This window comes from Collimonas fungivorans Ter331 (genome assembly GCF_000221045.1).
Taxonomy (GTDB): Bacteria; Pseudomonadota; Gammaproteobacteria; order Burkholderiales; family Burkholderiaceae_D; genus Collimonas; species Collimonas fungivorans_A.
Window position 1 is genome coordinate 2,498,402 of the sequence record NC_015856.1, and the last position, 26,465, is coordinate 2,524,866.

The 26,465-nt window shown below is 53.1% G+C and carries 26 protein-coding genes and 1 pseudogene; 10 read left to right on the forward strand and 17 right to left on the reverse strand.

Annotated elements, in window-relative coordinates; genetic code table 11:
• The 3 genes from CFU_RS11025 to CFU_RS11035 all read left to right on the forward strand — a co-directional run bounded on the left by CFU_RS11025 (position 1) and on the right by CFU_RS11035 (position 2,172).
• Positions 1-858 (forward strand): zonular occludens toxin domain-containing protein, encoded by an 858-nt coding sequence (locus CFU_RS11025; RefSeq protein WP_050808555.1) that lies wholly within the window; start codon positions 1-3, stop codon positions 856-858.
• A complete protein-coding gene (locus CFU_RS11030; RefSeq protein WP_041741762.1) occupies positions 855-1,241 on the forward strand; it encodes a hypothetical protein in 387 nt (128 codons plus the stop codon). The genes CFU_RS11025 and CFU_RS11030 overlap by 4 nt, the downstream gene beginning before the upstream one ends.
• 61 nt (positions 1,242-1,302) lie before the next feature.
• Positions 1,303-2,172, forward strand: a complete 870-nt coding sequence (locus CFU_RS11035) for a DNA cytosine methyltransferase (RefSeq protein ID WP_041741763.1) — start codon at positions 1,303-1,305, stop codon at positions 2,170-2,172.
• A 538-nt stretch (positions 2,173-2,710) separates the two neighbouring features.
• Here the strand turns inward: CFU_RS11035 and CFU_RS24435 are convergent.
• From CFU_RS24435 to CFU_RS11065, 10 genes are all read right to left on the reverse strand, one after another.
• On the reverse strand, positions 2,711-3,136 hold the full coding sequence (locus CFU_RS24435; RefSeq protein WP_148264812.1) for a helix-turn-helix domain-containing protein: 426 nt from the start codon (positions 3,134-3,136) through the stop codon (positions 2,711-2,713).
• A gap of 175 nt (positions 3,137-3,311) precedes the next feature.
• Positions 3,312-3,590, reverse strand: coding sequence for a hypothetical protein (locus tag CFU_RS11040; protein WP_050808556.1), 279 nt, complete (start codon positions 3,588-3,590; stop codon positions 3,312-3,314).
• A 58-nt stretch (positions 3,591-3,648) separates the two neighbouring features.
• Positions 3,649-4,533 (reverse strand): rolling circle replication-associated protein, encoded by an 885-nt coding sequence (locus tag CFU_RS11045; protein ID WP_014006122.1) that lies wholly within the window; start codon positions 4,531-4,533, stop codon positions 3,649-3,651.
• Positions 4,534-4,926: 393 nt separating this feature from the next.
• Positions 4,927-5,184 carry a hypothetical protein gene (locus CFU_RS24440; RefSeq protein ID WP_148264813.1) on the reverse strand — a complete coding sequence of 86 codons (258 nt, stop codon included), beginning with the start codon at positions 5,182-5,184 and terminating at the stop codon, positions 4,927-4,929.
• A 55-nt stretch (positions 5,185-5,239) separates the two neighbouring features.
• The gene (locus CFU_RS23820; protein WP_014006123.1) at positions 5,240-6,355 is read right to left on the reverse strand and encodes a zonular occludens toxin family protein; all 1,116 of its coding nucleotides are present in this window, start codon (positions 6,353-6,355) and stop codon (positions 5,240-5,242) included.
• Positions 6,352-6,654, reverse strand: coding sequence for a DUF2523 family protein (locus CFU_RS11055; RefSeq protein WP_041741766.1), 303 nt, complete (start codon positions 6,652-6,654; stop codon positions 6,352-6,354). The genes CFU_RS23820 and CFU_RS11055 overlap by 4 nt, the downstream gene beginning before the upstream one ends.
• A 3-nt stretch (positions 6,655-6,657) precedes the next feature.
• Positions 6,658-8,103 carry a hypothetical protein gene (locus CFU_RS24445; RefSeq protein ID WP_014006124.1) on the reverse strand — a complete coding sequence of 482 codons (1,446 nt, stop codon included), beginning with the start codon at positions 8,101-8,103 and terminating at the stop codon, positions 6,658-6,660.
• Positions 8,104-8,223: 120 nt separating this feature from the next.
• Complete coding sequence (locus tag CFU_RS24450) at positions 8,224-8,439, reverse strand: major capsid protein (protein WP_148264814.1); 216 nt, start codon at positions 8,437-8,439, stop codon at positions 8,224-8,226.
• A gap of 240 nt (positions 8,440-8,679) precedes the next feature.
• Positions 8,680-8,904 carry a hypothetical protein gene (locus CFU_RS24460; RefSeq protein WP_148264816.1) on the reverse strand — a complete coding sequence of 75 codons (225 nt, stop codon included), beginning with the start codon at positions 8,902-8,904 and terminating at the stop codon, positions 8,680-8,682.
• A gap of 112 nt (positions 8,905-9,016) precedes the next feature.
• Entirely contained in the window at positions 9,017-9,331 is a 315-nt protein-coding gene (locus CFU_RS11065) for a hypothetical protein (protein ID WP_014006125.1), read from the reverse strand.
• Between CFU_RS11065 and CFU_RS24465 the strand changes: the two genes are divergently transcribed.
• Positions 9,305-9,595: a hypothetical protein gene (locus CFU_RS24465; protein ID WP_148264818.1), complete on the forward strand. Its 291-nt coding sequence runs from the start codon at positions 9,305-9,307 to the stop codon at positions 9,593-9,595. The genes CFU_RS11065 and CFU_RS24465 overlap by 27 nt on opposite strands.
• Before the next feature lie 117 nt (positions 9,596-9,712).
• Positions 9,713-10,090 carry a hypothetical protein gene (locus CFU_RS11070; RefSeq protein WP_014006127.1) on the forward strand — a complete coding sequence of 126 codons (378 nt, stop codon included), beginning with the start codon at positions 9,713-9,715 and terminating at the stop codon, positions 10,088-10,090.
• Between the two features lie 262 nt (positions 10,091-10,352).
• On the opposite strand, the gene CFU_RS24470 is transcribed toward CFU_RS11070, so the two are convergent.
• The 3 genes and pseudogenes from CFU_RS24470 to CFU_RS11080 all read right to left on the reverse strand — a co-directional run bounded on the left by CFU_RS24470 (position 10,353) and on the right by CFU_RS11080 (position 12,145).
• Positions 10,353-10,682 (reverse strand): hypothetical protein, encoded by a 330-nt coding sequence (locus CFU_RS24470; protein ID WP_238531433.1) that lies wholly within the window; start codon positions 10,680-10,682, stop codon positions 10,353-10,355.
• A pseudogene (locus CFU_RS25180) lies at positions 10,645-10,863 on the reverse strand (IS21 family transposase); the annotation flags it as partial. The pseudogene CFU_RS25180 and the gene CFU_RS24470, both read right to left, overlap by 38 nt.
• A 1,000-nt stretch (positions 10,864-11,863) precedes the next feature.
• Entirely contained in the window at positions 11,864-12,145 is a 282-nt protein-coding gene (locus CFU_RS11080) for a hypothetical protein (RefSeq protein ID WP_050808557.1), read from the reverse strand.
• 73 nt (positions 12,146-12,218) lie between these two features.
• On the opposite strand from CFU_RS11080, the gene CFU_RS11085 reads away from it, so the two are divergent.
• Together CFU_RS11085 and mqo are read left to right on the forward strand one after the other, a co-directional pair.
• The gene (locus tag CFU_RS11085) at positions 12,219-12,803 is read left to right on the forward strand and encodes a hypothetical protein (protein WP_148264820.1); all 585 of its coding nucleotides are present in this window, start codon (positions 12,219-12,221) and stop codon (positions 12,801-12,803) included.
• Between the two features lie 385 nt (positions 12,804-13,188).
• Positions 13,189-14,907 carry a malate dehydrogenase (quinone) gene (mqo, locus tag CFU_RS11090; RefSeq protein ID WP_014006129.1) on the forward strand — a complete coding sequence of 573 codons (1,719 nt, stop codon included), beginning with the start codon at positions 13,189-13,191 and terminating at the stop codon, positions 14,905-14,907.
• A gap of 293 nt (positions 14,908-15,200) precedes the next feature.
• Here the strand turns inward: mqo and CFU_RS11095 are convergent, their stop codons facing one another.
• From CFU_RS11095 to CFU_RS11110, 4 genes are all read right to left on the reverse strand, one after another.
• Positions 15,201-17,297 (reverse strand): TonB-dependent siderophore receptor, encoded by a 2,097-nt coding sequence (locus CFU_RS11095; protein WP_014006130.1) that lies wholly within the window; start codon positions 17,295-17,297, stop codon positions 15,201-15,203.
• Between the two features lie 372 nt (positions 17,298-17,669).
• Positions 17,670-18,527 carry an OmpA family protein gene (locus tag CFU_RS11100; protein WP_041741771.1) on the reverse strand — a complete coding sequence of 286 codons (858 nt, stop codon included), beginning with the start codon at positions 18,525-18,527 and terminating at the stop codon, positions 17,670-17,672.
• 81 nt (positions 18,528-18,608) lie between these two features.
• Entirely contained in the window at positions 18,609-22,709 is a 4,101-nt protein-coding gene (locus CFU_RS24475; RefSeq protein ID WP_081466455.1) for a beta strand repeat-containing protein, read from the reverse strand.
• Between the two features lie 115 nt (positions 22,710-22,824).
• Positions 22,825-23,334: a DUF4019 domain-containing protein gene (locus tag CFU_RS11110; protein ID WP_041741774.1), complete on the reverse strand. Its 510-nt coding sequence runs from the start codon at positions 23,332-23,334 to the stop codon at positions 22,825-22,827.
• A gap of 608 nt (positions 23,335-23,942) precedes the next feature.
• On the opposite strand from CFU_RS11110, the gene CFU_RS11115 reads away from it, so the two are divergent.
• The 3 genes from CFU_RS11115 (at position 23,943) to CFU_RS11125 (ending at position 26,451) form a co-directional block, all read left to right on the forward strand.
• Entirely contained in the window at positions 23,943-24,500 is a 558-nt protein-coding gene (locus tag CFU_RS11115; protein ID WP_014006133.1) for a carboxymuconolactone decarboxylase family protein, read from the forward strand.
• Between the two features lie 36 nt (positions 24,501-24,536).
• Positions 24,537-25,400 (forward strand): helix-turn-helix domain-containing protein, encoded by an 864-nt coding sequence (locus CFU_RS11120; RefSeq protein ID WP_014006134.1) that lies wholly within the window; start codon positions 24,537-24,539, stop codon positions 25,398-25,400.
• A gap of 232 nt (positions 25,401-25,632) precedes the next feature.
• Entirely contained in the window at positions 25,633-26,451 is an 819-nt protein-coding gene (locus CFU_RS11125) for a helix-turn-helix domain-containing protein (RefSeq protein ID WP_041741776.1), read from the forward strand.
• The last annotated feature ends 14 nt before the right edge of the window (positions 26,452-26,465 follow it).

Consider the following 26,465-nt stretch of genomic DNA (forward strand, 5'->3'; position numbering starts at 1 on the left):
ATGGCTGACTATTTGGTGTACGGAAAAAAAGGCAGCGGTAAAAGTCTCGTGGTTGTTGGTCGTATTAAGGATGCTCTGTTGGCGGGAAAGAAGGTTGCGACTAACTTGAACCTGAAACTGGATAAGCTCCTGCCGATTGGTACTCGGGGAGTGATCTGTTACCGGCTTCCTGATCGTCCGACCATTGAGGACATGGAAGCTATCGGCATTGGGTCTGACAAGCTTGATGAGGCTACGTATGGCCTTGTGGTGCTCGATGAAATGGCTACGTGGATGAATTCTCGGTCTTGGGCTGACAAAGGCCGTCAGGCGCTTCTAGACTGGTTTGTGCATTCTCGAAAAATGCGGTGGGATTCGTACATGCTATGCCAGTCGCCAAATCAGATTGATAAGCAGGTGCGTGAATCGCTGGTTGAGCAAACTGTGGCTTGTAAGCGCCTGGACAAAATTAGGATTCCATTTCTTGGTGCGTTGACGAAGCATTTTTTCGGTGTCGAGCTTAGGGCGCCAAAAATCCATCTAGCCATCGTGAAGTACGGTGTCGGTAACGACGCTGTGTTGAGTGACCGTTGGACATATCGCGGCAAGAATCTGTATGCGGCTTACGATACCGAGCAAAAATTTAGTCCTACTTATTCGGATGGTATTTTTTCTTACCTGTCGCCGTGGCATGTTGCTGGTCGCTACTGCAAGCTTTCGATGGGGTGGCGTGACTACATCAAGCGTTTCTTTAATCCGGCGCCTTCAAGGCTTCCTGCTAAGCCTTTGCATCCAGTTGCGCGGCTTGTGTCGCAATTGCCTGCCTCTGAACGTGTGCGGCATTTTCAACGGTTGGAACAATTGGGGGCTTTCAAATGATGGATTCAGATGACGTGAAATTTGTGTTTCGTACTTGGCTTTTGCTGGTGCTGATGGCCTGTCTTGTTGGCGTTGCCTTTGCTGATGAGCTGCCGGCCGATTTGCCCGAAGTGCCTGTTAAGGCTGTGGCGAAGGAAAAGCCTAAGGGGGATACACTTCGCGTTGAAAAGGTCAGCAGGCCATTGAGTGATCAGACTATGATGCCTGAGCAGCTGCTTGTTTATCTCAGCTCTAAGCGCTCTTTTGCGCCGGCTCCTGGCTGTATGCCTAACGGTTTTTTGACATGCCAAGGGCAGGGCGCTCATGTTGACGGCGTGCCGGCAGCAACAGATGAGGGGCGTTATCGTCCTCGCCCTGGAACTATTCGCGGGTATCACGAATAAATGTGACGTACCAGGTGTGACTAACCCTGGACAAGTCACAGTAGCTCGGTCACAATGAGACATGGAAAATTCAATCTCGCAAGCTGATTTCGCTTTCTGTGACCCATCGATCGTGACTCGGCGCCGGCAGGTCACTCCAGCTCAGTCACAGCTGGTCTTGTCCATATTTCCCGGTATCGATCTTTTTGGCCTCGGCTTCGAACAAGAAGGCTTTCCAGTCGTACGCGGTCCCGATCCTCTCTTTGGTGGTGATATTCGCGCTTTTACTATCCCCGGCGGCAAGTTTGACGGCATCATTGGTGGCCCCCCATGTCCTGATTTTTCGAAAGCACGCAGATCTGCCCCTACCGGCTACGGTCTCGAAATGATTGGCGAATACGTTAGGGTTGTCACTCAGGGGCAGCCGATGTGGTGGTTGATGGAGAATGTTCCAGGCGTGCCTGATGTTCGCATTGAGGGTTATTCACACCAGCGGATTGATCTGAATGCCCGTGAGGTCGGTCTGGATCAGAACCGGCATCGGCATTTCCAGTTTGGGCATCGTGACGGTTTGCTGATTTCTATCGACAGGGGTGCAAAATCGACTCTATTTGAGCCGTGTTGCACGGCATCGGAGGGGAGTCAGATAGGGCGCAGGGACTGGGACAAATTCTGCCGCCTTCAAGGGTTGAAGGGCGCTCTTCAACTTGACCAGTTGACGCTGTCGGGCAGGTATCGTGCTGTTGGTAATGCTGTGCCGTTGCCTATGTCTCGCGCTCTGGCACGTGCAATTTTGAATGCTCAGTCTCCTAATGACGTTCGGTTGTGCGGGTGCGGCTGCGGACGGCCCGTTGTCGGCAAGTCGGTATATGCCATTCCTGCCTGTCGCAAGCGCATGTCTCGCCGAAGTGTGACCGACCAGGCACAGCTGGTGTCCGCCGAGTCACTGTGACTGTGCCGGCGTGACTGGTCCAGGATCTGTCACACCTGGTCGGTCACATCAAATAAACATTTCCTTGCGTTAGCGATAAAATGCCTGTCAAACAGGGGGCATTATGGAAATTTCCACAACTGAGATAGTGATTCTGTTGGTCGGCGCGCTAATGTGGCTAATCGGTTGGCTATACGGTCGTAAGCAAAGCGGTGTGTCTTCGCCGACCCAAAGCCGTCCATCGCGATTGTCGCCAAATAGACATTTCAAACCTGGGCCGCCTGATCGCACGGATGAGTTATTGCGTGCGTTGTATGGCGAAAAAGCGAAAGCTGAGCGTCTAATTGAATTTGAAGTGCAGCGGATGCCTGGTATATCTAGGGCGGAGGCTGTAAGTCGTGCGCTAGAACGGTTAATGGATGATCGGCGGCGCTAAATGTGGCTGGGTCTGGGCCGCAGGGCCCAGGTAAGCCACTGAGTTTCACCGATTGGCGAATCTTGAGAGCGTGCTTTGTCGACGGCGACCAGATCCCGTTGGGCGCTCCCTGCAAAACTGTTTTTATCCAGCGACGTACCGTCGCATGTTGAGCCAGCGGCGCTTTTGCGGACTGGGGCGGTTTTCAGGTGGAAGCTGCTTTTTGCTTCCTCTTGAATACTGCTCAAAGGACCGTAGTCCAGGCTTTGTCCTGTAACTGCTATCGTTGGCGGCCATGATTGACCATCCCAGCTCTGCGGCGCGTCCTGTGCGGCTCCTGTCGCGTTTTAGACCGTATAAGGCTTCCATGTATCGACTTTCGAGAACAATTAGCCTGAGTGCCCATTGTGGGCAGTAGGTTTTGCCGGCTTCCCAGTCTGAGATTGTGCGAACGTGTCGGCCTGTGATCTTGGCGGCCGCATCGACTGTAAAGCCGCTCATGAGCCTGGCTGAGACAAATTCTGATGGAAAACAATATTTATTTTTTGTGGCGATGCGCTGCTTTTTCATTGACATTAACCCCTGTGTGTGAATAAACAAAAGAAAAGGCCGGGATACGTTGTCCCGGCCGTGTTTTCTATCCTCACCATCTATCCAATATAACGGACTTGCTTGACTGCTATTTAGGGGTCCTAAACTTCGCATAATTTGTATTATGTCAAATCGCAGATTGCGCAAAGCAAGGCTATCGACAGTATTTACACGGCTGAAACGGCTGCTTCTTGGCACTGCACTGTTGCCGACAGCAAGCTAACAAATCCAATATTTCCCTCTTACTCACGCCTGCAATCAGCAGGCGTTTTTTATGCACGGCCACCTTTCGATACTCCCGCCGCCGGCGACCATTATTCCAGCTCACCTTGCGTAAATTCCGCAAATGCCAATAGGCCTGCCGGATCTCCATCATCATGCGCTCAAGATCACCCTGGGAGATCTGCTCACGTTCGAACAATTCCAGTTGCATAAAATGCAGTGATTGTAATTTGGAAACATTACGGACGCTCGACAGAATTCCTACCCAGCTAGAATGGACAGGTATCGATCAACGGCCCATCATGCGGCGCTGTAGCAATCCAGAAGACTCCCAAACCGTTATTGCACCACGTTTGAGCGCCAGCTAGCCCAAACTCCCGGGCGATCTCAAAACCGATCTGGACGGCATGCAGCATGGTATGCGCACAGACACGCCAGCTATTCATCACAGGGATCACGATCCCGCGCGACCGGAAATAACGCTTTTGATTTAGGTCACGGCAGTCCATCAACTTGCCGCAATATTTGGCAATGTACTCAGCCAGCTTGTGAGCGCCGTTACGGCCGAAACCAAACTTACTTGGATCACGTACATTCACTTGTCCCATTTGCTCACCAGACTGGCCAAGACCGAGTATCGACTGCCACACCGAACGCAGCAGTCTGTAATCCTGTCGACCGCTAACAGCCACATGGAAATGCAACGCGCCCCGCTTTTGCTCCTCAATAACCGCGACGTAGTGAAAAGCCTTGTGCTTGCTCAAACGCCTTGTAAAGGCTTTCCAGTGCTTGAGTGCGGTCTCACGATCAATCATGTTTTCCCGATACGTCAGCGTCACCATGCGGTCAGCGCCAATCTCCTTGCAGCACAGCCGGACTTTCTGCTTTGCGCGCTTGCCAGCATCCTCCTCATTGGCTTCACGCTTCTCCGAAGCACCGCGCTTTGCATGCGGCACAGGCAGCGAATCCCGGCCCACAAAAAACTTATCCTTAGTGACTGTTATCTCAGTCTGACCATTCGCGAAAATGCGCTGGCGCGCCGTGTAGGTGTCTTGCCAGCCGTTACCGTCATCAGTCCACCATTCCGGCTTTTCTTGAGGGGTTGTTACGAAAGTGCTTGACGATTCGTTCAAATCGGAGTGGAATTGCGGCATTCGGTACTCCTGCTACGACAGGTTTATCGGACGGCCCTGCAAGTGTTTCGATCACCTGCAGGGCTTTTTCTTTTCTACTTCAAAAACTGAATTTCTGAACACCCTACTTTTTACGGCCGCAAATGACAATCGGCTGGAAACCCTTTATTTGCCTCATGTTCTTAAGTGTCCCAGATACAAGTTTAGCGGCGCTTCGCGCCGCGCTTGGTGCGCTACGCTCCCCATCGCGACCCGCCCCGCCGCTACCCTAAAAATCAACACATAAGAACAACATCAAAAGCGGCCTTACAGGGAGCGGTCGACTTAACCGAGGCATCACCAGCACCACACGCTTTCAATAGTCACCAAGACGCCATCTCAGTGGTCTATGCGGGCCCTGCGGCCCACACCCCGCTACCTTTTACGCAATAGCTGCGATCGCAGCAGTTTTTCAATCACGGCGCTCTTGGTTAAATCCTTAAAACGCAAATACTCATTGAACAGATTCACCAGATCCTCTGGCAAATCCACCGTGAACACAACCCGGCCAGCACGTTCACGTTGTAATCTTTTTCGCTCTGCGCTTGTCATTGCGCGGCCAGTCGCCGGACGCCCTCGAGGACGTTTCTCAGCCAGCAGATCGATAGTCACAGAATCATGGTGATCCTTCATTTTCACACCCAGATATGTTTACTCGAGTCAGAATATTTATCGTGACAAGTCACGTTTATTTAGAACCAGCCGAGCGGCCAGTGCGCTTACCAAGGACTCCATAACCATCCTCATCCAGCGTAAAAACGGAAGATCCAGAACCTCTCTCAGATCTTGATAAAGCCGCGGAACCAGCAGGACTAGCTGAAGCAACCTGTTGATGATTCTGACCACCGTGATCGTCAAAATCAACAAAGTACCCACGTGCCACAATATCGCGGCAAAGTAGCTCAGGCACGGCCATAGGCGTAGCCTGCTGAGTAAAACAATCACAACGCTTTTCATTTGCAACACAAGCAACGGGCACAGGCGCCGTAGTCGGTTTCGTAACCTCGTCATACCGTGGCGCCGTCTGCGGCAGACCAGTGACACGCGGCACACGCTCAAATAAATACTGCTTCGCATCACCAACAGCATTTAGGTACGACGCTTTCTGGCCAGATGCACCAGCAGGAGCGCTTGCGCCAGAAGACGAACCGGCAGCACCAGTAGAAGCGGCATCCTCAGCCTTTACGGAACGCTGCTTGTATTTATTAAACGAGTAATAGCCAGCAATCGGCACCGCTGCCACAAACAAAATAGCGAGTATCAATTTGGCCGGAATACTGCGTTTAACAGTGTGAACCTCAGCCGATTTATAGAGCCCAAAACTTTCTTTTGGAAAGGAAAATTTATGCAAGATGGCATTTTTCTGGCCCGACTCTTTATCAGGACTTAAATTGGCAGACGGCCATTCCCAAATGTTAGAACGTTGCAAGCCGAATTTACGAATAGCATGCAAGTGACGACCGCAGAGATTACGAACAAAATTATCAACCAAACTTGGATGTTGAGTAAGCAGGAAAATATCGTAACCGCTATGCCGATGCACAGCTAAATCCTGATAGTACTTAGGGAGCGTCGAACCATTCGGTTTTTTCGGAAAAACAAACTGGGCCTCATCAATGACGATGAAAGAACCTATCGGAAGTGAAGCCCACTCGTCAGCCTTAAACTCGGTCCACGGCAACAACAAATCCTTGATGCCAGAATAATAGACATCCCTCCCCTCTTTTTCAGCGAGCGCTTTCAAGTAGGAAATCAGATAAAGCGTTTTGCCATGCCCCGGCAACCCGGTAATGATCGTAATCATTTGAGCTGCACCTTTTTCAAACTACCCGACAGCAATTTCATAGCAAGAGAAATTGAAACCGCAGAAAAAATAATAGTGATTGCCTTATCCAACCACAAATAACCAATCAAACTAAGAGCATCGCCCGGAATACTATTGACGCGATCAAAAACGGCCTGCTGCATATAACCGATAGCGACATCAAGACCCTTGTAGGTAACAAATCCGATACCGAGAGCAATCACAGCACGCCATACAAGCGATGCCATCGCAGTGGCAAGAGCACCCATCAACGCAGGTAGAAAAACGGCTAAGAACATGATTTACCCCTGAAGAATTGACTTACTAACGATTAAATAAGCAACGAGCAACGCACAAGAAACAATCACATATCGCAACGGCAAAAGGTTCTGACAAACAGCGGAAAGATGGATAGGCACATCATGACCAGCGAATGACAAATTACGATCAGACAAACATAAACCCCCACCCAAAAACCCGCTTTGGTCCAACTTGTCCTGACTTAAATCGACAATGTCACCGGCCTTAGTTTGATCAATTTGAGATTGCATAGGATCAGCGCCACCGAGCAATTTATTTCCCAAATCTTTAGACGCCGATGCGACCAAATTGGCGCACGTGTCATCCCGCATCTTGCGCAGAATTGCACCCTGAATAGCATCGCCACTAATAGTTGTATTCGACGTAGCGCCATTGCAACCAGTACCACCTACCTGAGAGTTTGAGCAAACATTCAATTCAGGGTGCTTAGCGCAAAAATCATCACCTGGAGGATCACTGTTTGTCGCATCCTTGCCATCGCTCTTTCCGGGCGCGCCATCAGCGTTATTTGAGGTGCTTCCCGATACAGTACAACTCTTACCACCGGCAGATGAAACGGTGCACGTAGTAGTGATCGTGGTGGAGCTACCATCCTTGTTGCCGGACGTAGAACTGTTCGTTGTAGTCGTAGAGCCGTCAGAGTTATTTGTGGTAACAGGAGGCGCGTTCGTAGTGGTGTTTTTGGTATTACCCGAACCAGTACCATTACCAGAACACATCGCGGTCCCAGCAGAATCAGAACCAATATTTGATGTACCAGCTGGACAAGAATTATCCGGATTCGGTGATGGTGCCGTCATTGGCTGATCGGACTTTGCGGGCTCAGTTGTCGGAACAACCGGTTTCGGAGCAGTTGGTCCCGGAGTATCAGGCGCATAACTGCCCGTACCGCCGTAGTTATATTCATAACCGCAATACCAGTTAAACACCCCCGCCACGCTTGTAGGTTGCCCCTGACAGTCGTCATCCAACCCCGTGATGTTGATATCGCACCCATTGATCTTCTTCGGCCACACATTGGCTTTTTTTCCTGTACCTGCAAACAAGGCATCATGGTGAGATCCGGCAGGATCTGAATAGCACTGAGTCTGCACAGGCGGTCCGCACGCGCCTTTGGAGTCAACAACATTTGGCGCTGTACAAACACTTCCAGCGACCAAACCAGTTGAAGCGCCATACGTCGTGCCACGCTCAACCCAAGTGCACGAACGAGTGTTACCGGTGTTAACCGTCATCACAAAATTAGTCATCAAAGTTGGCTGAGCATAACTCTGACAAGCCGTAACAGCATCCGGATACAAACCATTCGAACTACCACCACTGGTCGAACCCGTCCAGCTATAGCTAGCATGGGCAAAATTATAAAAACACAGCAGCATCACAATGATGCAAAAACGGGACAGAGCTCTCAACAGAAAAATATTCATGATCGAAATAAAATCCAGAAAGCACCGCAGACAGTAATGATGACTAGCAAGCCCATAGGACCTCCCGAGGAAAAACGGGAGCCGAAGCCCCCGTTCAAGAACGCGCCGACCAACCGAAAATTAACGGAGGATACGACGAATCCAGCCGATAGCAGCGCAGGCCACGATGACACCGAGGACCAACACGCCATTGGTGCTGACATCCGTTTGAGCCTGTTGAATTGGCGCAGACAGATCGACAGGAGTGGCAGCAGCATGCGCAACCGACGCGCTAACAAACAGCGCAACAGCAGAAACACCAGCACCGACAGAACGAACAAATTTATGCAGCTTCATTTTCACTACCTCCTTTAACAACACGGGCAACCTGAACGATTCCCCAAGCAGTCGCCCAGACCGACACCATAGCCGCTGAGACTAAACCGCCATCTTCAGCCGACATCAACAACAAACTGTTGGCAACATCAGCCCCGCTTTGCACCACGTAACTACACGTGGTTACATCTGTAATCGACGGATCAAGCTGAAGCACGTATGACCCGTCAGATTGTTGAATTGCGATCGCACAGGTAGCCATCAGCGGCCCCGAGCACGATCACGCGCATGTTCACGACGTCGCGCCTTGTGTTCTTCCCACGCATCATCATTGGCCTGCTTTTCGATCTGACGCGCAGTCAAAACGCGACGAATCCAAAAAATACGAGCAATAGAAACGACGACACCCAACACTAAAAGACCAACCGCCCGCACATTTGACAAGGCAGCGCCAAGTACAGCAGTCAGATCAATATGAGGAGTCATCAGAAATTCTCGCAGAGCCAGATATGAACCCAACGTTGAGCAAAAATCGACGCTGGCATAAGGGCGTACAGAAACACCATCAGCAACGCGTAATGTGTTTCTGGACGCATGATTAAGCAGCCTTAGCAGGCGGAACCGGATCAACAGCAGGCTTCGGCTTCGCGACAAGCGTCATCACCGCAACCTGCGACTCGATACGCTTTTCGCGAGAGATCGACACTTCGAATTCGACCTCGTACATACCGGGAGAAATTTCCTTGTAGCGCTCTGGCAACATCAACTCGCCCACCAGAGGCTCAATCACACCAGTGTCACGATTTGCCTTATGAACGATGCATTGCGCCATGCGCATGTCGTAGTTGATGCCTGTCTTTTTGGAAATGCCAGCGTGAGGAACAACGTGCAAAACTTGGATTGTGCTTTTCATGATTTTTCGCCTCTAGACGGATTGAATTTAAAAAGTGATAAAGTTAAAAATATTTACGGAAAGAAACGAATGTTGCTACTACAACTGCTAGGACTACTTGGCGATGCAATCGCAATAGCCTTTGGCATCGCCGTTGCAATATGGGTATACAAAAAAATGAACCCAGAAAAAAAGCACTGCCCACACTGCGGCGAATCACTTACAAAAGCGGCAAAACACGGAATCAACCCTGATCGCAAAGAACCGACAATCAACGAGCCGTAAAGAAACACCGGTTTACCTTTCCAACGGAACTGCTATGATTCGGTTAAATCCAACAATACTGGAATCCAACTAAATTGGATATTAATCCAAAATATTTGGATCAACAAGGAAAAAATCATGCGCATCAGCAAATACTTAGATCAGCTGCAAAAAGCACTGGACGTGAAAACAGACAAGGACGTAGCCAAACTGATGGGGTGGACGCACAGCGTGCCGTCAAACTGGCGCAAGGGACACAGCTTTATGACAAATCAAGCAGCAGCAAGCGTGTCAGAAAAACTAGGCATCCCAGTAATCGAAGTAATCGCAGCTGTAGAAGCCGACCGGGAAGAAGTGAGCGGACAAAAGTCCTTTTGGACAGATTTTTTTCAGAGGACAGCGGCGACGGCAGCTAGCGTTGCAGTGTTGGGCGTTGTCACTTTATTTTTGACACCGACGCCCTCACAAGCCACACCACTGCTCAAAGCTAATACCCCCACGATTTGTATTATGTAAAATAAATGAACCGGAAGCGTCGCGGTTTATCCATCGTTGGTTTGCACAAAATTGTTCCCGTTTTTGCATAAATTTGTTCCCAGCCCCCTGCGCAGAAATAATTATGGTGACACACCGCCTATGAGACGGACCCCAGCAACGACTTGACTGGGAAGCTGTTACTGCAGATGCCGCCGATCGACGCACTCCATCCACACGGCATCACCGATCACCGGCCATCCATGCGTAACTTTCTGCCCAGTCCCCGGCAACATCTACATTCTCACATTGTGTCCATCGACTCATTTTGTTGTTGTATTAAATACCAGCGGACGCAACGTTCAAACCTCCAGTCATCTTCTCGACCAGCGTAATGCGTTGAATAAAATAGCCAGCCCGCCATGAGCGCCAGCACTACACAGGATAAGACGACTATGGGAACGCTCCAACCATGAAAATTTACCGAACTGTCTTGCTTCATCAAATTAGCAATTTTCAAGTTATCAGCACCACCAATGGATGGCGAAAGTAACTCGTTGTTCGTTTGCGCGCTGAATTGACCCACTCCGGTTGACCTCTCTCCATTGTCTGGCGAATGCAGCGACCCGGTCATAAGACCCCTTGAATCCCAAATCGATGAGCTCTTCGTGGAGCTGCTTGAGACTTCGCCGCTGCTTGCGGGATTTTGCTGCCTCGGTCTTGAGCCAGCCTGTTAGCTGGAAGGCGTATGGGTCGATGGCGCTGGCAGATTGGCGCTCCGCATAGGCGGGCTCGCTGATTTCCGAGCGTAGATAATTTGAGGTTCGGGGATCAACGGAACAGCCAACTCAGTTGAGCAGTTCGGACATCGGGCAAGCAACAGGACAGGAGACGATGTATAGTTCAAACAACTTATGGAGGTCGAGGTAATGTCAGAACATGAAGATTCACTAAGTGGCGAAGAGTCGGTGGTAATCGCATCGGGCGTCGCGGCAAAGTCTGCGACGGGGTGGCGGGATCCCCGAATATTCTCCACGCTCACCTGGTTTATATTATTCCTGGCTGCTGTCTCTGTCTGGGGATTCATCGCGGGCGACCGAGTGTCCATCGTTGGTATCGCAATATGTGGTCTCCTCGCTTTCGTCGGGGGAGTCGTGACGGCTGTGAGGGGATTACCTCTTCAAGGTACCATTCAGATCCTTGCCGGCTTAGTGCTCATTGCGATTCCGGCATACCTCATTGTACTTGGGAGTGGTTACGCGATAATGGCTGGTGGTGGCTAATCGATTTCCATGGATGAAGCGATGAGCGAGCTACTGAGCGACATCGCCTGCGACGCGGATGACCGACACTGCTTCTCGGAAAGAGAGGTCCACATGGAAGGAACCGACCGACACTGTTGATGCTCGCGGCTTAACTGACTTCCCTATTCCATTGCTCCCGAACCCCGTTGTGCCAGCGCAGTCGGAGCTAGGAATTAGCCCTGGTAGTCCCAACCGGAGATCCAGCACCAGCTTGCTGACCGACCAGGTGCACTTAGACGTGGACCTGGTGCCGGCCTGCCGACTGGATCCGGACCGACGTCGAGCTGCATGAGTGGGTTGCATCAGCATAGCCGGCGTCAGGTTTTCGCGCTGGTTGTTCCGGCGGCACCAGCTGCGGAGAGCGGCTGCCGGCAGCGCCTTATCGGTTACGCGAAGCCACCGTCGTCGGCCGCAGATACAACTTTACGCAACGGAATTTTGCATAAATCTGTTCCTGGCTTGCCAGAGAGTCACCAGTAACCGTGGGCCGATTGGAACAAAATTTTGCAAACTAACGTCCACAATATTTGCATGGCTTGAACGGCTGCTTCTTGGCACTACACTTCTGCCGGCAACAAGCTAGCAAATCCAGAATTTCTCTCTTATCCACGCCTGCGATCAGCAGGCGTTGTTTATGCACGGCCACTTTTCGATACTCCCAACGCCGGCGACCATCATTCCAGCGAACACTTCGTAAATTGCGCAGATGCCAGTACGACTGTCGAATCTGCATCATCATGTGCTCCAGCTCAGCCTGACTGATCTGCTCACGCTCAAACAATTCCAGTTGCATATCGGCGCAAATGGAAAGATTGCAAATTGGAATCTATGTTTAAATGGCAATATATTTCAACAAGGGACGCGACATGGCCAACGACCTGATAATCAAAGGCACTAGCCTGATGCTAGCAGTCGGAATTGTCGGTGGCGCCGTCTGGCTAATGAGCGGACCAACAACAATGGATAGCATCAACCAGGCTGAAACAAAAAGCGTCGTGCGTACACCGAACCCTGCTGTCAAAGACATGAAAAACCGAAGCTATATCGCGAGCATGGAAACCAAGCCAGCGACAGAGCAACCAACGGGAATAATCAAATGCAAATCAGGTGGAAAGACCACCTACTCAGATAAAAAATGCGCAGGCGCGGAACAGCAGACGGCCATGGTCATCAAGGAAACAAGCGGCGGCTTCGTTAGCCCAAACCAGCAAACGATTGCCGATACGCGCGCAAGAATCAGGGCAGACATACAACGCCCTGGGATAGTTACGATGGCTGGCGAGTCGACGCAGGCAATAACCAGCAACATGCAGGGCCAGTGCTACTACCTGGCTGAGGAAATAAAATCTATTGATGCCGCATCTAATATCGGTCAGACATCGCAATCGCAGCAACAGCTGCGAATCCGAAGGCAAGATGTCAGGGCAAGGATGTACCGACTTGGGTGTTAGAACCGAACGTCAAAACCGGTTTTTCAGGGGTGAGCCATCCAGGCGGCGTCGGTGCGCCGAAGCATACGAAAATCGGTAAATACCGCATCACCTACCCTCTTTCTTAGTGAGGACCGGTCGCTGTATTTAGCTTCACAGTTGTGAAGGCGTTGCGCGTAGGCGTGGTTGGTTGCGGCGGCACCGGCAGCGCCGTAGTTTCATTGCTGGCACGGCTAAGTTCACATCCGATCAATGTGATTGGAATTGATTGTTCTGTGATGAACTTGCAAATCAAGCATAATTGAGCCCCTGTTCCTCGATTGAATGAGGTTTTTTCGGTATCCGGCACCATTTTTGATTGAGGGGTGCCTGTCGCTTTTAATATTACTTACGACAAAAAATTTCCATGAGTCAAGCAAATAACAAGAATACGGTAGCAAATCCCAAAGGCAAGCGCTTCTCCCGGCGTAAATTTATTGGCACTGCCGTCGGCGCCGCAGCCGTATTGGGCGGCTACTCGGTCCTGTTCGGTGGCCAATTCCGCGCTGCCAAGGCGGATCGCACGGTGGACGTGCTGCTGATCGGCGGCGGCATCATGAGCGCGACGCTCGGTGTCTATCTGTCCGAGCTGGAGCCTGGCTGGACCTATGAAGTGTTCGAACGCCTGGACAACGTGGCGGAAGAAAGTTCGAATGGCTGGAACAACGCGGGCACCGGCCACTCGGCGCTCTGCGAACTGAACTACACCCCGATGGACGACAAGGGTGAAGTGCATATTACCCAGGCGATCGGCATCAACGAGAACTTCCAGATCTCGCGCCAATTCTGGTCGCATCAGGTGCGCAAGGGCGTTCTGGGCAATCCGCGCGAATTCATCAATTCGACACCGCACATGAATTTGGTCTTTGGTCCGGAGAACCGTGAATTCATTCGCAAGCGCGTCGCAGCCTTGAAGGCATCGCCGCTGTTCGCTGGCATGGAAATGACGACGGAACCGACCAAGATTGCTGAATGGATTCCGATCATGATGGAAGGCCGCAAGCCGGACGAGATGGTCACCGCCACCCGTTCGCCGCTCGGCACCGATGTCAACCTGGGCGCGATTACCCGCCAGTTCTACAAGCATCTCAGCAGCAATGCGGGCGGCAAGATCACCACCGGATATGAGGTGCGCTCGATCACCCGCAATGAGGATGGCTCCTGGCGTGTATCGGCTTTCGACATCAAGGATAGTTCCAAGGTCCAGACCGTTGATGCGCGCCACATCTTCATCGGCGCCGGTGGCGCCGCATTGCCGCTGCTGCAGTTGTCAGGCATTCCTGAGGCGAAGCAGTATGGCGGCTTCCCGGTGGGCGGTGAATTCCTGGTCACGGATAATCCCGCCATTACTTCGCGCCATCTGGCCAAGGTCTATGGCCTGGCGGATACGGGTTCGCCACCGATGTCGGTGCCGCATCTGGATACCCGCGTGCTGGATGGTAAAACCGTGCTGCTGTTCGGGCCGTTCGCCACCTGGTCCACCAAATTCCTCAAGAACGGATCGTATTTCGATATCGCGAAGGCAACCACGCCCTCCAATATCATTCCGCAACTTCAAGTCGGCGCCCATGAGTTTGCGCTCGTCAAATATCTCGCGCAGCAATTGGAGCTGTCCAGGGAAGACAAGATGGCGGCGCTGCGCCGCTACATGCCTGAGGCAAAAGACGAAGACTGGCGTTTGTGGCAAGCCGGCCAGCGTGTGCAGATCATCAAGAACATGCCCGACAAGGGCGGCGTATTGAAGCTGGGTACCGAAGTCGTGGTTTCCGAAGATCGCTCCGTGTCTGCATTGCTGGGCGCGTCGCCTGGTGGCTCTACCTCGCCAGCGATCATGCTGTCACTGCTGGAGAAAGTTTTCCCTGATCGGATGAAGACACCTGCCTGGCAGAAAAAAATTCGCGAGATCGTTCCCACTTATGGACAAAAGCTCAATGAGAACCCGCAGCTGCTTGCGACGACATGGGCAAGCACCGCTGAAACTTTGCAATTGACTATCGCATCGCCAAGTTTGGAGGGCTTCGTTCCAGGGACCGCTCCCGTCGAGCACCCTGGACAAGTGAAAAAAGTGCCAGATATCGCGTTATAGTGCTGCGAAGCTCGGTGTAAGCGACATCCACTTACTCACCTATCTGGTTGGCAATGGAGATGGGCGTGCACGAAGACGCCCATCTTCAGGGACGCAGCATCAATCGCTGCGAGAGTAGGTATGGGGGGTGGTGCGCAAGCCCCCCTTCCCTGCAGCGCAAAATCGCGTCCAGCGCTCGACCAACATAGTTTTGCGCTGGATTTCGATTTAACACGGCTAGGCATTACGAGTCCACCACACCTGACTTATGCTCCGTTGCACGCTTGGGCGGTGGAGCGCCTTAAATCAGGGAATTAGAATTTATATTGTGCCTTCAGCGTGACCGTGCGCTCCGTCCCGGGAGCAACCCAGAGTTGACTGTAAGAGCTGGCGTAGTAGGTCTTGTTGAACAGGTTGTCGATATTCAACGAGACGCGCAGCTTTTTGGTCGGCTTGTAAGAAGCGATCATTTTGTAGGTGGTATAGGCAGGCAATTTAAAATTACTGCTTACCGCTACGTCGCCGCTGCGTTCACCGACATAGTTCGCACCGCCACCAAAAGATGCAACGCCGTCGCCAAGTTTGAAGTCCTGAACCAGGAGCAGGTTGGCGCTATTTTTAGGCACATCCGGCAATGCGCTGCCAACCTTGAATAAATTGTCTTTGGTGATTTTGGTATCGGTGTAGGCATACGCTGCAGTTAGACGCAAGTTGCGAACGATTTCTCCAGAAACGTCGAGTTCAACGCCGCGGCTTTCGACCTCGCCGGCAGCGACTGAGTAACTAGGGTCCAACGGATCCACCGTTAGCACATTCTGTTTCTGAATCTTATAAACCGCCAAAGTGCTGCTGAGTTTGCCGTTGGCCGCATCGTACTTTGTACCGATTTCATAAGAACGGCTGCTTTCCGGCGCAAAAGGCAGGCCGCCCGACGTAGTGCCGCTGCTTGGCCGGAAACCTTTGGATACGCTGGCATAGAACGACAGCGTCTTGAGCGGCTGATAGACGATACCGACGCGCGGGCTGGTCGCGTTGCCGGATTGTTCGGTATTGCGCAAGAAACGCCGGTCATCGAAAGTTTGCGTGTAATTATCGTAACGCACCCCGATCAAGGCCTTCCATTGCTTGCTAATGTCGATCTGGTCCTGCGCATACAGGCCATGTGCGCGCTGCTTTTCCTTGGTGCTGATATTAAGCGTCATGGCCCCCGGCACGGATTGACCATATACAGGATTGTAAATATCAATCGCATACGGAGAGGCCGCAGTTGGATTGGCGCGCATCAAAACGCGATCGTCGTCGAAGCGATAAGCATCGACGCCGAACAGCAGATTGTTCACCACCGGCCCGGTTGCGACTTTACCGAGTAATTCCAAACGGCCAGAGGTATCGGTGGCCGAGAAATCACGAAGACGATGCTGGCGCCATAAGGTGCGTCCATCGGCAAGCAATTTGCCGGCCTCTGTCGACAACCCCTGGAGCGAACTTTCGCGATAGGACAATCCGCTCTGCAGCGACCAGTCATCGTTGAATTGATGTTGTACGAACAGCTGGTGGCCGAGCGACTTGATGGTGATCGGACCGTCGCTAGGTTCACCGAGAAAGCGCGAGTTGGGAATCAGGCCGAGCCTTCCGTTAACTGCCAGGACGCCGCGATCAAACGGCGTTCTTTGCTGGACCGCCTCCATTTCATAAGAAAGAGTGGTATCCGGCGAGATCATCCAGATAAAGGAAGGCGAAATCACATAACTCTCGGAATGCTCGGTATCGCGAAAACTGTTGCCGTTCTGATAGGCGGCGTTAAGGCGGTAGGCGACCGTTTCACTGAGAGGGCCGGTCAGATCGACCGCGGTTCTGTAAGTACTGTAGTTGCCGATGGATTGCTCAATGGTTTGAGACGGTTGAAACAAAGGTTTTTTAGTTGTGATATTAACGGTGCCGCCTGGATCGCCGCGACCATACAGCGCGGAAGCAGGACCTTTCAATATTTCGACGGTGTTCGTATTGGCAGCATCGCGTTGGCCGTTGTAGCCGCGGCTAGAATTAAAGCCATTGACCAGGAAATCGGAGCCGAAATTCGGATCGCCCGTGAAGCCACGCATGGCATAACTGTCCCACAGGCCACCCAGATTGCTTTGACGGGCGATGCCGCTGGCCAGATCCAAGGCGTCGGAAAACTTGACGGCGCCGACATCCTGCAATAAATCGGCAGTTAATACGCGCGCGCTCTGCGGCAAATCCATCAAGAGTGTATCGGTCTTGGTAGCGCCTGTAGCGGAGATGCTGCGATACGGTTGCTTTTGGCCGACGACGACTACGTCCGCAGCACTGTCGGCGTCAGCGGCAGAGGCTGCAAGCGGATAGGTAGCCGCAAGAAAAAATGCGAGATGAAAACGTGGCGAGGCATGCATGAAACTCCCTGTTGGAATAGATATCGTGTAGAAGTCCGGTTATTTGCGGGGCCGCGGCTCGCAAAAACATCGTCTTCTGGTATTGACTATGAGGGGAATGAAACAAGGACTACTGAGGTAAATGGAAACAGCTGGAATGATACGGGGAAATTTGGGACAACCATATTAAAAAAGAGTTACGGAACTGAAAAATGCTAAACGGCCAAACCCGCTCTTGAACTGGCTTGAACACGACAGATTATAAACGATAGCGCTGCACGCCCAGTTCGGCAGCTTGAGCAGGATTCTCACACGCATGCCTGAATTTTCAGCGCCGCCCCTCCTTTCCTTGGCATGCTCGCTTATTTGTTGGATCTTCCTTGAATCACTAATTTAATTTCGCAATAGCGTCTTAGATTTCCCGGTAACTTCCAACACCACGCGACGATCTGGCTGCAAGCAAGAGATCAGCTCTGCGCGATTTATTTGGTCACATGTTGTTATCGACTCTCGCTTGCCCCTCCCTTCAGCGTGCATTAATGCGGGCCGGATTCCTGCGTCAGCAAGATAACTCACCACAGTTTTGGCGCGACTCGATGACAACGCGTCATTGTAGGCATCTGTGCCAAGACGATCCGTATGGCCAACGACAAGTATTTTCTCGACAGTCATCGTTTTTAATTGTTGAGCGAGTTGATCTAGCTTTACCCGCCCTTCCGGCAAAATATCTTTTCTCTCTCCATGGGCGAATCGAAATAATGCATCAGTTGCCAAACTTATTTTTTGCACTTCCACTGGCGGGGCGACGGCGGCAAGCGCAGGGGGAGCAGCATTAGGCACTGGGTTCAGTATGTTTGCACATTCAGGACGATCCCAATACATAGCTCTGGTTAAGCTGTTCGCATCAAAATCGACACGATATTGGCATGTGATGAACTCATTTCCTTTCCCTGTACGGAAATTGAAAATGTAATTCCATTGTTTCACTCCAAAGAGCCCTTCGCTGAAATGTGGCTTGTCGATTAGCGCATAAAGCTGATTTTTCGACATCCCAGTTCTTATCTTCCGCAGGTTCTCCTCATTTGGAAAAGTGCCCTCTTTAAGCCACGCCGTGGATCGAGCAGGAAACTGCACTTGTTGATCACCGCTTGCATCGCTAGTATTTTCAGCGGCGTTATGGCTGGTAGCGCATCCACCCAGCAGCATCGTCACGAATGTCAGTGCGGCAAGCACTTTATGTTTGTTGTTCATATGTCACCCTTTGTTTTTTTGTTGTCCAGGTCCGAAGAACCTGGACAACATGTCGTAGATTAACGGTCTCCAAGGCGATAATCAGAAGTGGAAGCCAGCGCCGGCGCCGGCGCCAAACTGACCTTGCGTGTTCGTCGTTACTGCAGCTTTGACCACCCAACGGCCGTTATCCGATACTTTGGAAACCCCTAATGCGAGCGAACTTTGTCCTTGATATGTACCGACTGCAGCAGATGCCATGCCGGCGCCAGCGTAGATCGACTGCGTCAGCGACGCCACAGCAATCGCAGAAGCCGCGCCGGCATCAGCATTCTTGCCAATCTGATTGAGATCGTGACGGACGCCAGCAATCTGGTTGTCCGTATAAGCATTTGCTTGACTGACAGCGCCCTGAAGCTGACCATAGTTGACGGCATCACCCGACGACACGCCATTGGCGACGTTATGGATTGCAACAGCACTACCGCCACTATTGAGCGTCACACTGGTATCGTTCACCGAGCCATCCGCGTTATTGTCATATTTGACTGCACCCTTGGTTGCGCTATTTAGCTGTCCCACGTTGACGGCGTCTGTATTAGCCGTACCCGCCGCCACATTGGCAATTTGACGCTCGTTCCCGGCAGATCCCACAGAAACCGTGTTGACGCGATCGGCAACTGAACCGTTGCCCAAAGCAACCGAGTTATTGGCAGTTGCACTGGCATTGTGGCCAAGCGCAGTGGAGTTCGAGCCGGATGCAACGGCCCCCGATCCACCGGCCGCAGAACTGCTGCCTGTAGCCTTGGGAGCCGTGGTTGAGTCAGGACTTACCTGAAACATCCCAGTCGATCCGGTCCCAAGATTATTTGCAAGATTCTTGATCTGGTTATCGGTGTATTGGGCAGCCTGGGTCACAGCCCCATCCAATTGTCTGAGATTGACTGCATCGGTAGCTTGCGACCCATCGGCGACATTTGTCAGCTGGCGTTCAGCACCTGGGGCGCCGATAGAAACCGTACCAGCAGTGTTGTTTTGCACGTTCGAATACGGGCCGACATAGTTTTGGGCGCCGCGTGTCGCTTGAGAGCCGCTACCCAAGGCAACACTATTGTCGGCAGACGCCGTTGCGCCATTGCCAATTGCAACACTGCTGGTATTGTTTGCAACCGCATTAGGTCCTGCCGCAAGGCTATTATTTCCGACTGCTTGCGAGTCCGGCTGTGTGGAATTCACATGGAAATACTTGATTCCACCACCGCCATTAATGTTGTTGAGGCTATTGTTCAAAGTGGTTAAGTTGTTGTCCACGGCGCCCAATGCACTACCCACATTATTGTAATTATTCCCCTGGACCGTATAGTTCGGCGCCGTGACCTGACCGGTCACCGGATCAAACGTCGAACCACCGCCGAAGTTGTTTGCTATCGACGTCCCAGCCTTGTTCAACTGAGAACCATTGATCGCATCCGTTGATGCCGCACCCAAGCTGCCTGGTGCAACATTATGCAAAGTCACCGGACCGGTAGCGGCGCCGACCAGGGTCAGATCCTGGGATGGTACGCCACCATTTGGCGTGGTCGGCGTTGCGGCATCCGAATATTGCACTGGGCCTACTCCGCCTGTGTTCAATTTTACGATCGCCTGATTCGTCGCAAACAACTCACTGCCGTTGATTGCATCGGTCGATGTCGCCGTCACCCGACCTGCCGCTACATTGGTGATGGTGCGCTCGCTGTTAACGGCGCCAACGCTGATTGTGCTGGTCGGCGCCGTGCCTGCGACAGTGTAGGTCGTGCCGCCGATCGTCACTCCAGTGGTGGCGACCGCCGCCGCCGTCGCTGATCCCGAACCTAGAGCCACGTCGCCAACGTTTGTAGCCGTCGCCAGGTTCCCAATGGCTAATGCAAAGTCTGCTGTCGCTCTCGAATTTGATCCTATCGCAACAGACCTTGTTGCCGACGAGAAGGACGTGTCTCCTAGCGCCAGCGCCTTCGTTCCCGAAGACACAGCGTTTCCCCCAATTGCAGTAGAGGAACTGCCAGTCGCGGTGGCACTCTGGCCGATCGCAATTGCAAATCCATTCGCTGGACCGCCATTGGTACTCACATTCCCGACTGCCACCGCATTAGAACCCAGGGCAATCGAATTCCTGCCGCTTGCATTGGTGTTATACCCTAGCGCTATCGCATAGATATTGCTGGCCGTTGCCTGATTGCCAACCGCCACCGAGCTCACCCCTGCCGCGTTTGCGCCATTGCCATAGGCCGATGCGCTGATACCGGAGGCCACGGCCAGAGGCCCTGAAGCCACCGAATCCGCGCCAGTCGCCTGGCTATCCGCCAATATCGAATTGGCGTGGAAATATTTAATGCCGCCACCGTTGTTAATGTTGGTGACTGTCGTGCCAAGATTCGTGACTGCCGTGTCGGTAGCATACAATTGGCTGCCGTTCACCGCATCGGTGCTGGTGGCGGTAACGCGGCCCGCCGCTACATTGGTGATAGTGCGCTCGCTAGCCAATGTTCCCACGCTCACCGTACTGGTCGGTGCAATGCCTGCATAGTTGTAAGTGGTGCCGTTGATGGTGCCGGTTGCTGTCGCCACTGCTGCCGCCGTCGTCGAACCCGCACCCAGCGCTACATCGTTTGCATTGGTGGCGGTCGCGCCGGAACCCAAGGCTACGCCCTTCACGGCGGATGCCCTAGCGGTATCACCCAACGCAATGCCGCCGGCGGCCGAAACGGTAGATGCATTACCCAACGCCACCGAGCCTTGGCCTGTCGCTGCGTTGCCGCTACCTTGCGCCAGCGCACCGTTGCCATTGGCGGTATTGTTCGCACCCACTGCGACAGCACCGGTGCCGGTGACTGAATTTGGATCACCAATCGCTACCGCACCATTGCCGTTTGCTGTCTGCTGACTGCCGATTGCTACCGCGCCGGTGCCGCCAGTCACGTTCGACTTGTAGCCGATCGCGGTAGAACCCGAGCCGGCGCCGGATGCCACTGACGATGTATCGCCAATTGCTACTGTGCTTGCCGCTGCGGCATTGGTGAAGCTACCCAAGGCTACCGAGCTCAGACCAGTAGCTTGCGACTGATTGCCCACCGCTGTACTGCCGAAATTCGACGCTACCGTGCCTATCCCCAAAGCCGTAGCGTTGGTTCCGCTTGCAGTAGAACCCAGGCCCAAAGCGGACGCCTGGCCACCGGAAGCATTGGCGGTCGCACCGACTGCCGTGGAATTGCCTCCTGATGAGAGCGCATGATTACCGATCGCAGTGCTATTGCCGCCCGTCGCCGCGGCGGTCACGCCAATCGCTGTATCCTGCGCTCCAGTTGCTTTTGCCTGGTTCCCGATTGCCGTGGCATCGGTGTTGGCAGCGACCGCCGCAAAACCGATCGCAATGCTGGTCGTGCCGCTGGAGGCAGCGCTGTGGCCGAAGGCTACACTATCGACGCCCGAAGACACGGCGTTGCCACCGATGGCCACTGTGTTGCCGCCTGTCGCCGACGCGCCAGCACCCAATGCGACATCATTGGCAATGGTGGCCGAGCCGCTGACGCCAGCAACCGCGCCGCTGCCCATGGCGATGCCATTGGTGTTGTAAGCAGTGGCAGTTGAACCAACTGCAATGCTATTGGTGCCGGAAGAGATTGCACCTGTGCCAAGTGCCGTGCTAGAACCGCCTGTGGCCGCCGCAGCGGAGCCGAATGCCGAATCGCCGGTGTTTGTGGCTTTGGAATTCTGCCCGACCGCAGTGGCGTTCGCGCCACTGACTACCGCTGCCCAGCCGACTCCAGTACCGTTGTTCCCGGTCACGCTAATCTGCCTGCCTATGCCCACCGAGTTGGTTCCAGTCGCAGTGGACGCATCACCGATAGCGACGCTGATATTTTGTGCATTCGCGCCGCTGCCGCCACCAATGGCAATCGAAAATGAACCGGCCGTGGCAGGAGCACTGCCGCCAGTACCCGTTGCGGAAGAGCCATTTATCTGGTCAATCTGAATCGCTGTGCCGGCAAAAATGGGGGCGCTGAAAGCGAACAGGACCGCAGCTGCAGTCGCGGTCAGCAAACCTGACTTTCTTGGCGTCTGCCCTGAGCAGCTAGACTTTCCTTTTCCTCGCGTGAGGAGTTCTGACGCAACAATCCGATTGCGAAGCGCTTGACTATAAACGATCCAATAAGATTTACTCATGCTTCCCTCTATTGAAATTAAAGTGTTCCGCTGCAATGAATCAGGGCCATCATCTGGCTGAAATTGACTTGTTGTGCTGCGCTACAGGAAATGATCGCCGGAAATTTGCCGCGACTTATTGAGCCGCTGCAGATACAGCACCTGCCTGATAGCCCACTGGGGCCCAGTGTTCGTCTTTCCATATCAGAGAGACGCGTTCCCACGAAGACGCCTTGGGATAGACCGAAACGAAAGTGATCCCGACAAATTCACCCTGAGGCAAACTCGGATTATTGATTTGGTGTTCCATCGATTGCCAGATACGGCGGCTGGGTGATGTTCCCAGCCGGATGCGCATATCGTTGACGTATTTGATCCAGGCGCCTTGCTCTGATTTCAATTTCATCAACGCGTCGCTTTGCTCCCACATCTGATCGACTTGCTGGCTATCGGCTAAAGTCAGCCATTGCCGAGCCGTTTCAATAGCGGCATCAGCAGACGCGGGTTGCGCCGAAGCGGTAACGGGAACAAGAATGATGGAAAAAATCAGGATGGCCAGCGTGGCCAACGGAGATAGTTTGCGTGGCGCTGTGAAACGTAAATCGTTCCAAGCCGTGAGTCCGTTTGCAAAATCCAGTTTATCCATTGCTCCCCCGCTTGGAATGATTTTTTTGTGCAAATAATTTTATTTGGCTGCATTAAGGAATGCCCAATGTGCTGCATTGCGTACTTGAGAAATCCCACATTCTCAAGGGGGATGAAGAAAATTTTCTTGACGAAATGAAGATTAGTTTTCAAAAGATAATTTTTCCAGCGAAACTTCGGGCAATTAACATAAGTTCACAAATAGCGTTGTATAAAGGCACATGAGCCTGGGCGGCGGTTTTAGCGCGGCACAAAAATTGCACTTCCGACAGTAATCGAGCTCGCATGGCCGATCGCAGGCAGAAGCAATGCCAACGGCTGCCATGTCCAGATGATAAACAACGTCAATGCCGGCGCCAGTATCAAATACTGGCTTATCTAGTTGCTTGAAGAGCAGATTCGCCACTTATCGCTGGCCAGCCTCGTTCTGACATGGTCGTGGATATAGTTGCTTACTTGCTCACCAATTCAACCAGGCATGTGAGCTGGGATAAGCACTCGTAGCTTCGCGACGATTACATCCGATGTAATTGCCGTGCCTCGCGACGGCGCCTACTCTTTGGCTGTCGCGCCGCCAATCCGGCGACGCTCACCGTCAAGGAAACCTCCATGTCCAGTTACCCCCTTCATACGATCGAGTCCGCCCCTGCGCAATCGAAGCCCGTACTCCAGCAACTGCAACAGGCGTTCGGCCTGATCCCTAACATCGCGGCTGCGATGGCCGCTTCACCGGTGCTGATCAATGGCTTCATCGGCCTGTTCGAGCGCGTGCACGCGAGCACTCTGACGGAACCGCAGATCCAGGCGTTACTGCTGACCAACGCGGTCACGAACGCCAGCGCGTGGGCGGTCGCATTTCACTCCGCGCTGGCGTTGCGGCAAGGCGTGCCTCCCGCCGATGTCGCTGCAATCCGGCGCGGCGGCCTGCCTACGGGCGCCGGACTGGGAGCGTTGTCAACGTTGGCGCGCACGCTGATAGAAAAGCGCGGCCGCATCAGCGAATCGGATCAGAGACATTTCTTCGAAGCGGGATTCAGCTCCGAACAGATACTGGAAGTCATTGCCGTGGTTGCCGCATCTACCATCACGAACTACACTGGCAGCGTTACCCAGCCGGCGCTCGAGGCACAGTTCGAGGAATTCGCCTGGCATGCGCCCGTATCTTGAATCGGTCACATTCGTCCAGCCAGATTAGGAAACCCGATGAGCGTCGCCAGTCCCGGTCCGAAAGCGCCGACCAGCGAATTTGGCGATTTGCTGCGCTATTGGCGAGACGTGCGCGGCGTGAGCCAGCTCGACCTGTCGCTCGAGGCCGGTGTCTCGCAACGCCAGATCAGCTTCATTGAAAGCGGGCGCAGCGTACCGGGCCGGCACACAATCCTGGCCCTTGCGCAAACGCTCGATGTGCCGCTGCGCGAACGCAATGCGCTGCTGCTGGCCGCCGGTTACGCCCCGGTGTATTCGGAGGCGCCGTGGAACGCACAGGAAATGCACAGCGTCGTCCGTGCGCTCGAACGGGTCATGCGCCAGCACGAACCATTTCCCGCGATCGTGATGGACCGCAACTGGAACGTGCTGATGACCAACGATGCCGCGCCACGCTTTTTCAACCACTTCATCGACATGGCTTCGCGCGAAGGACCGCGCAACATGCTGCATCTGATCTTCGATCCGCAAGGCATGCGTCCGTTCGTGGCCGATTGGAACAACGTCGCGCGCAGCTTGCTGCAACGGGTGTACCGGGAATCGGTCGGTCATGTGATCGACGACGGCACCGGGCGCCTGATCGACGAACTTCTTGCCTATCCCGGCGTGCCGCGTGACTGGAAGGCGCATTATGCGCCAGCCGCCACGCCGGCGATGCCGGTCATTCCACTTGGCTTCGTCAGCGAGGGAATAGTTTTTAATTATTTTTCGATGGTGACGAGCATTGGGACGCCGCAAACTGTTGCCGCGCAGGAGCTGCGCCTGGAATGCATGTTCCCGGCCGACGACGCAACCGAAGCACGGCACCAGCGACTGTTAGCAAGATATTCAAAGGAACGCCGAACGGCTAGCGAACTGTAGCGAAGGATCCGGATTGCCACCTGTACTACCAAAATCGTCGAAATCCCTCACCGGTTTCTGACCGATAATGACCGCTCTTCGCACAACGCAGCGACGTTGAGGATACTTGCGAATACGCTGTATGATCACCCTCGGTGAGCTTTATCGAGCGATCATTCGCGGCGAATGTTTTCCGCAGATCCTGCGTCAATAATTGTCGACTTCTTTTTCCCACATATGCATATCTTTCAAAATGCAGCACCAAGAATTTGAACCTCCTGAAGAGCTGCGGGATAGCATAAAGTGCTTTTGGTATAACAAAAGAGACTTCGGCGATGTGGAATCGGATTTTGAAGTGCTGCCTGACGGCTACGCCGAGATTATTTTCTATTTCGGAAGCACCTGCAGTATTTCCAGCAATGGCGGCTTACGGCCATTGCCGTCGCCATTCATGATGGGGCTGCTCAATCAGCCCATTCTTTTCAGCGCGAAAAACCATCTGGAAATCATTGGCGTGAGGTGCTTTCCTTGGGCCGTGTTCGATTTGCTGGGGCTGCCGTCCGGTAAAGACGGCGTGCGCATATTCGAGCATCCTGTCGCCCAGCTTCAATCCACATTGAATGCGTCCATTCGTGCTGAAAAGATAGATGAAGCGATGGTTCAGGTAACTCGCTATTTCTTGAATATGCGGGCGCAGATTGCTATCGACAGCATGCTGTTCAAAGCGGGAGTTGCCATGAACGCGGCAAACGGCAGCATGCCGGTAAGCCAGGTAGCGGCGGCGGCTCATGCGACGGTTCGTACGCTGGAAAGGAAATTCAAGCAATCTTCCGGCTATAGCGTTAAAGACGTATCCGGCCTGATGCGCTTTGAGCAGCTACGAAACCGATTATGGCTTTGTCCGGATTCCAGTCTTGCCGGCTTGGCCCATGAACTGGGCTATACGGACCAATCCCACCTGAGCAGGGAATTCAAGCGCTACAGCGGCACTACGCCGGCGGCATTCGCGCGAAAGGCAAAAAAAGGAAAACAGGCTGCAGCCAGCGATTTTGTCGCGTTTGTACAAGCCTGACGCAGAAGCATTCA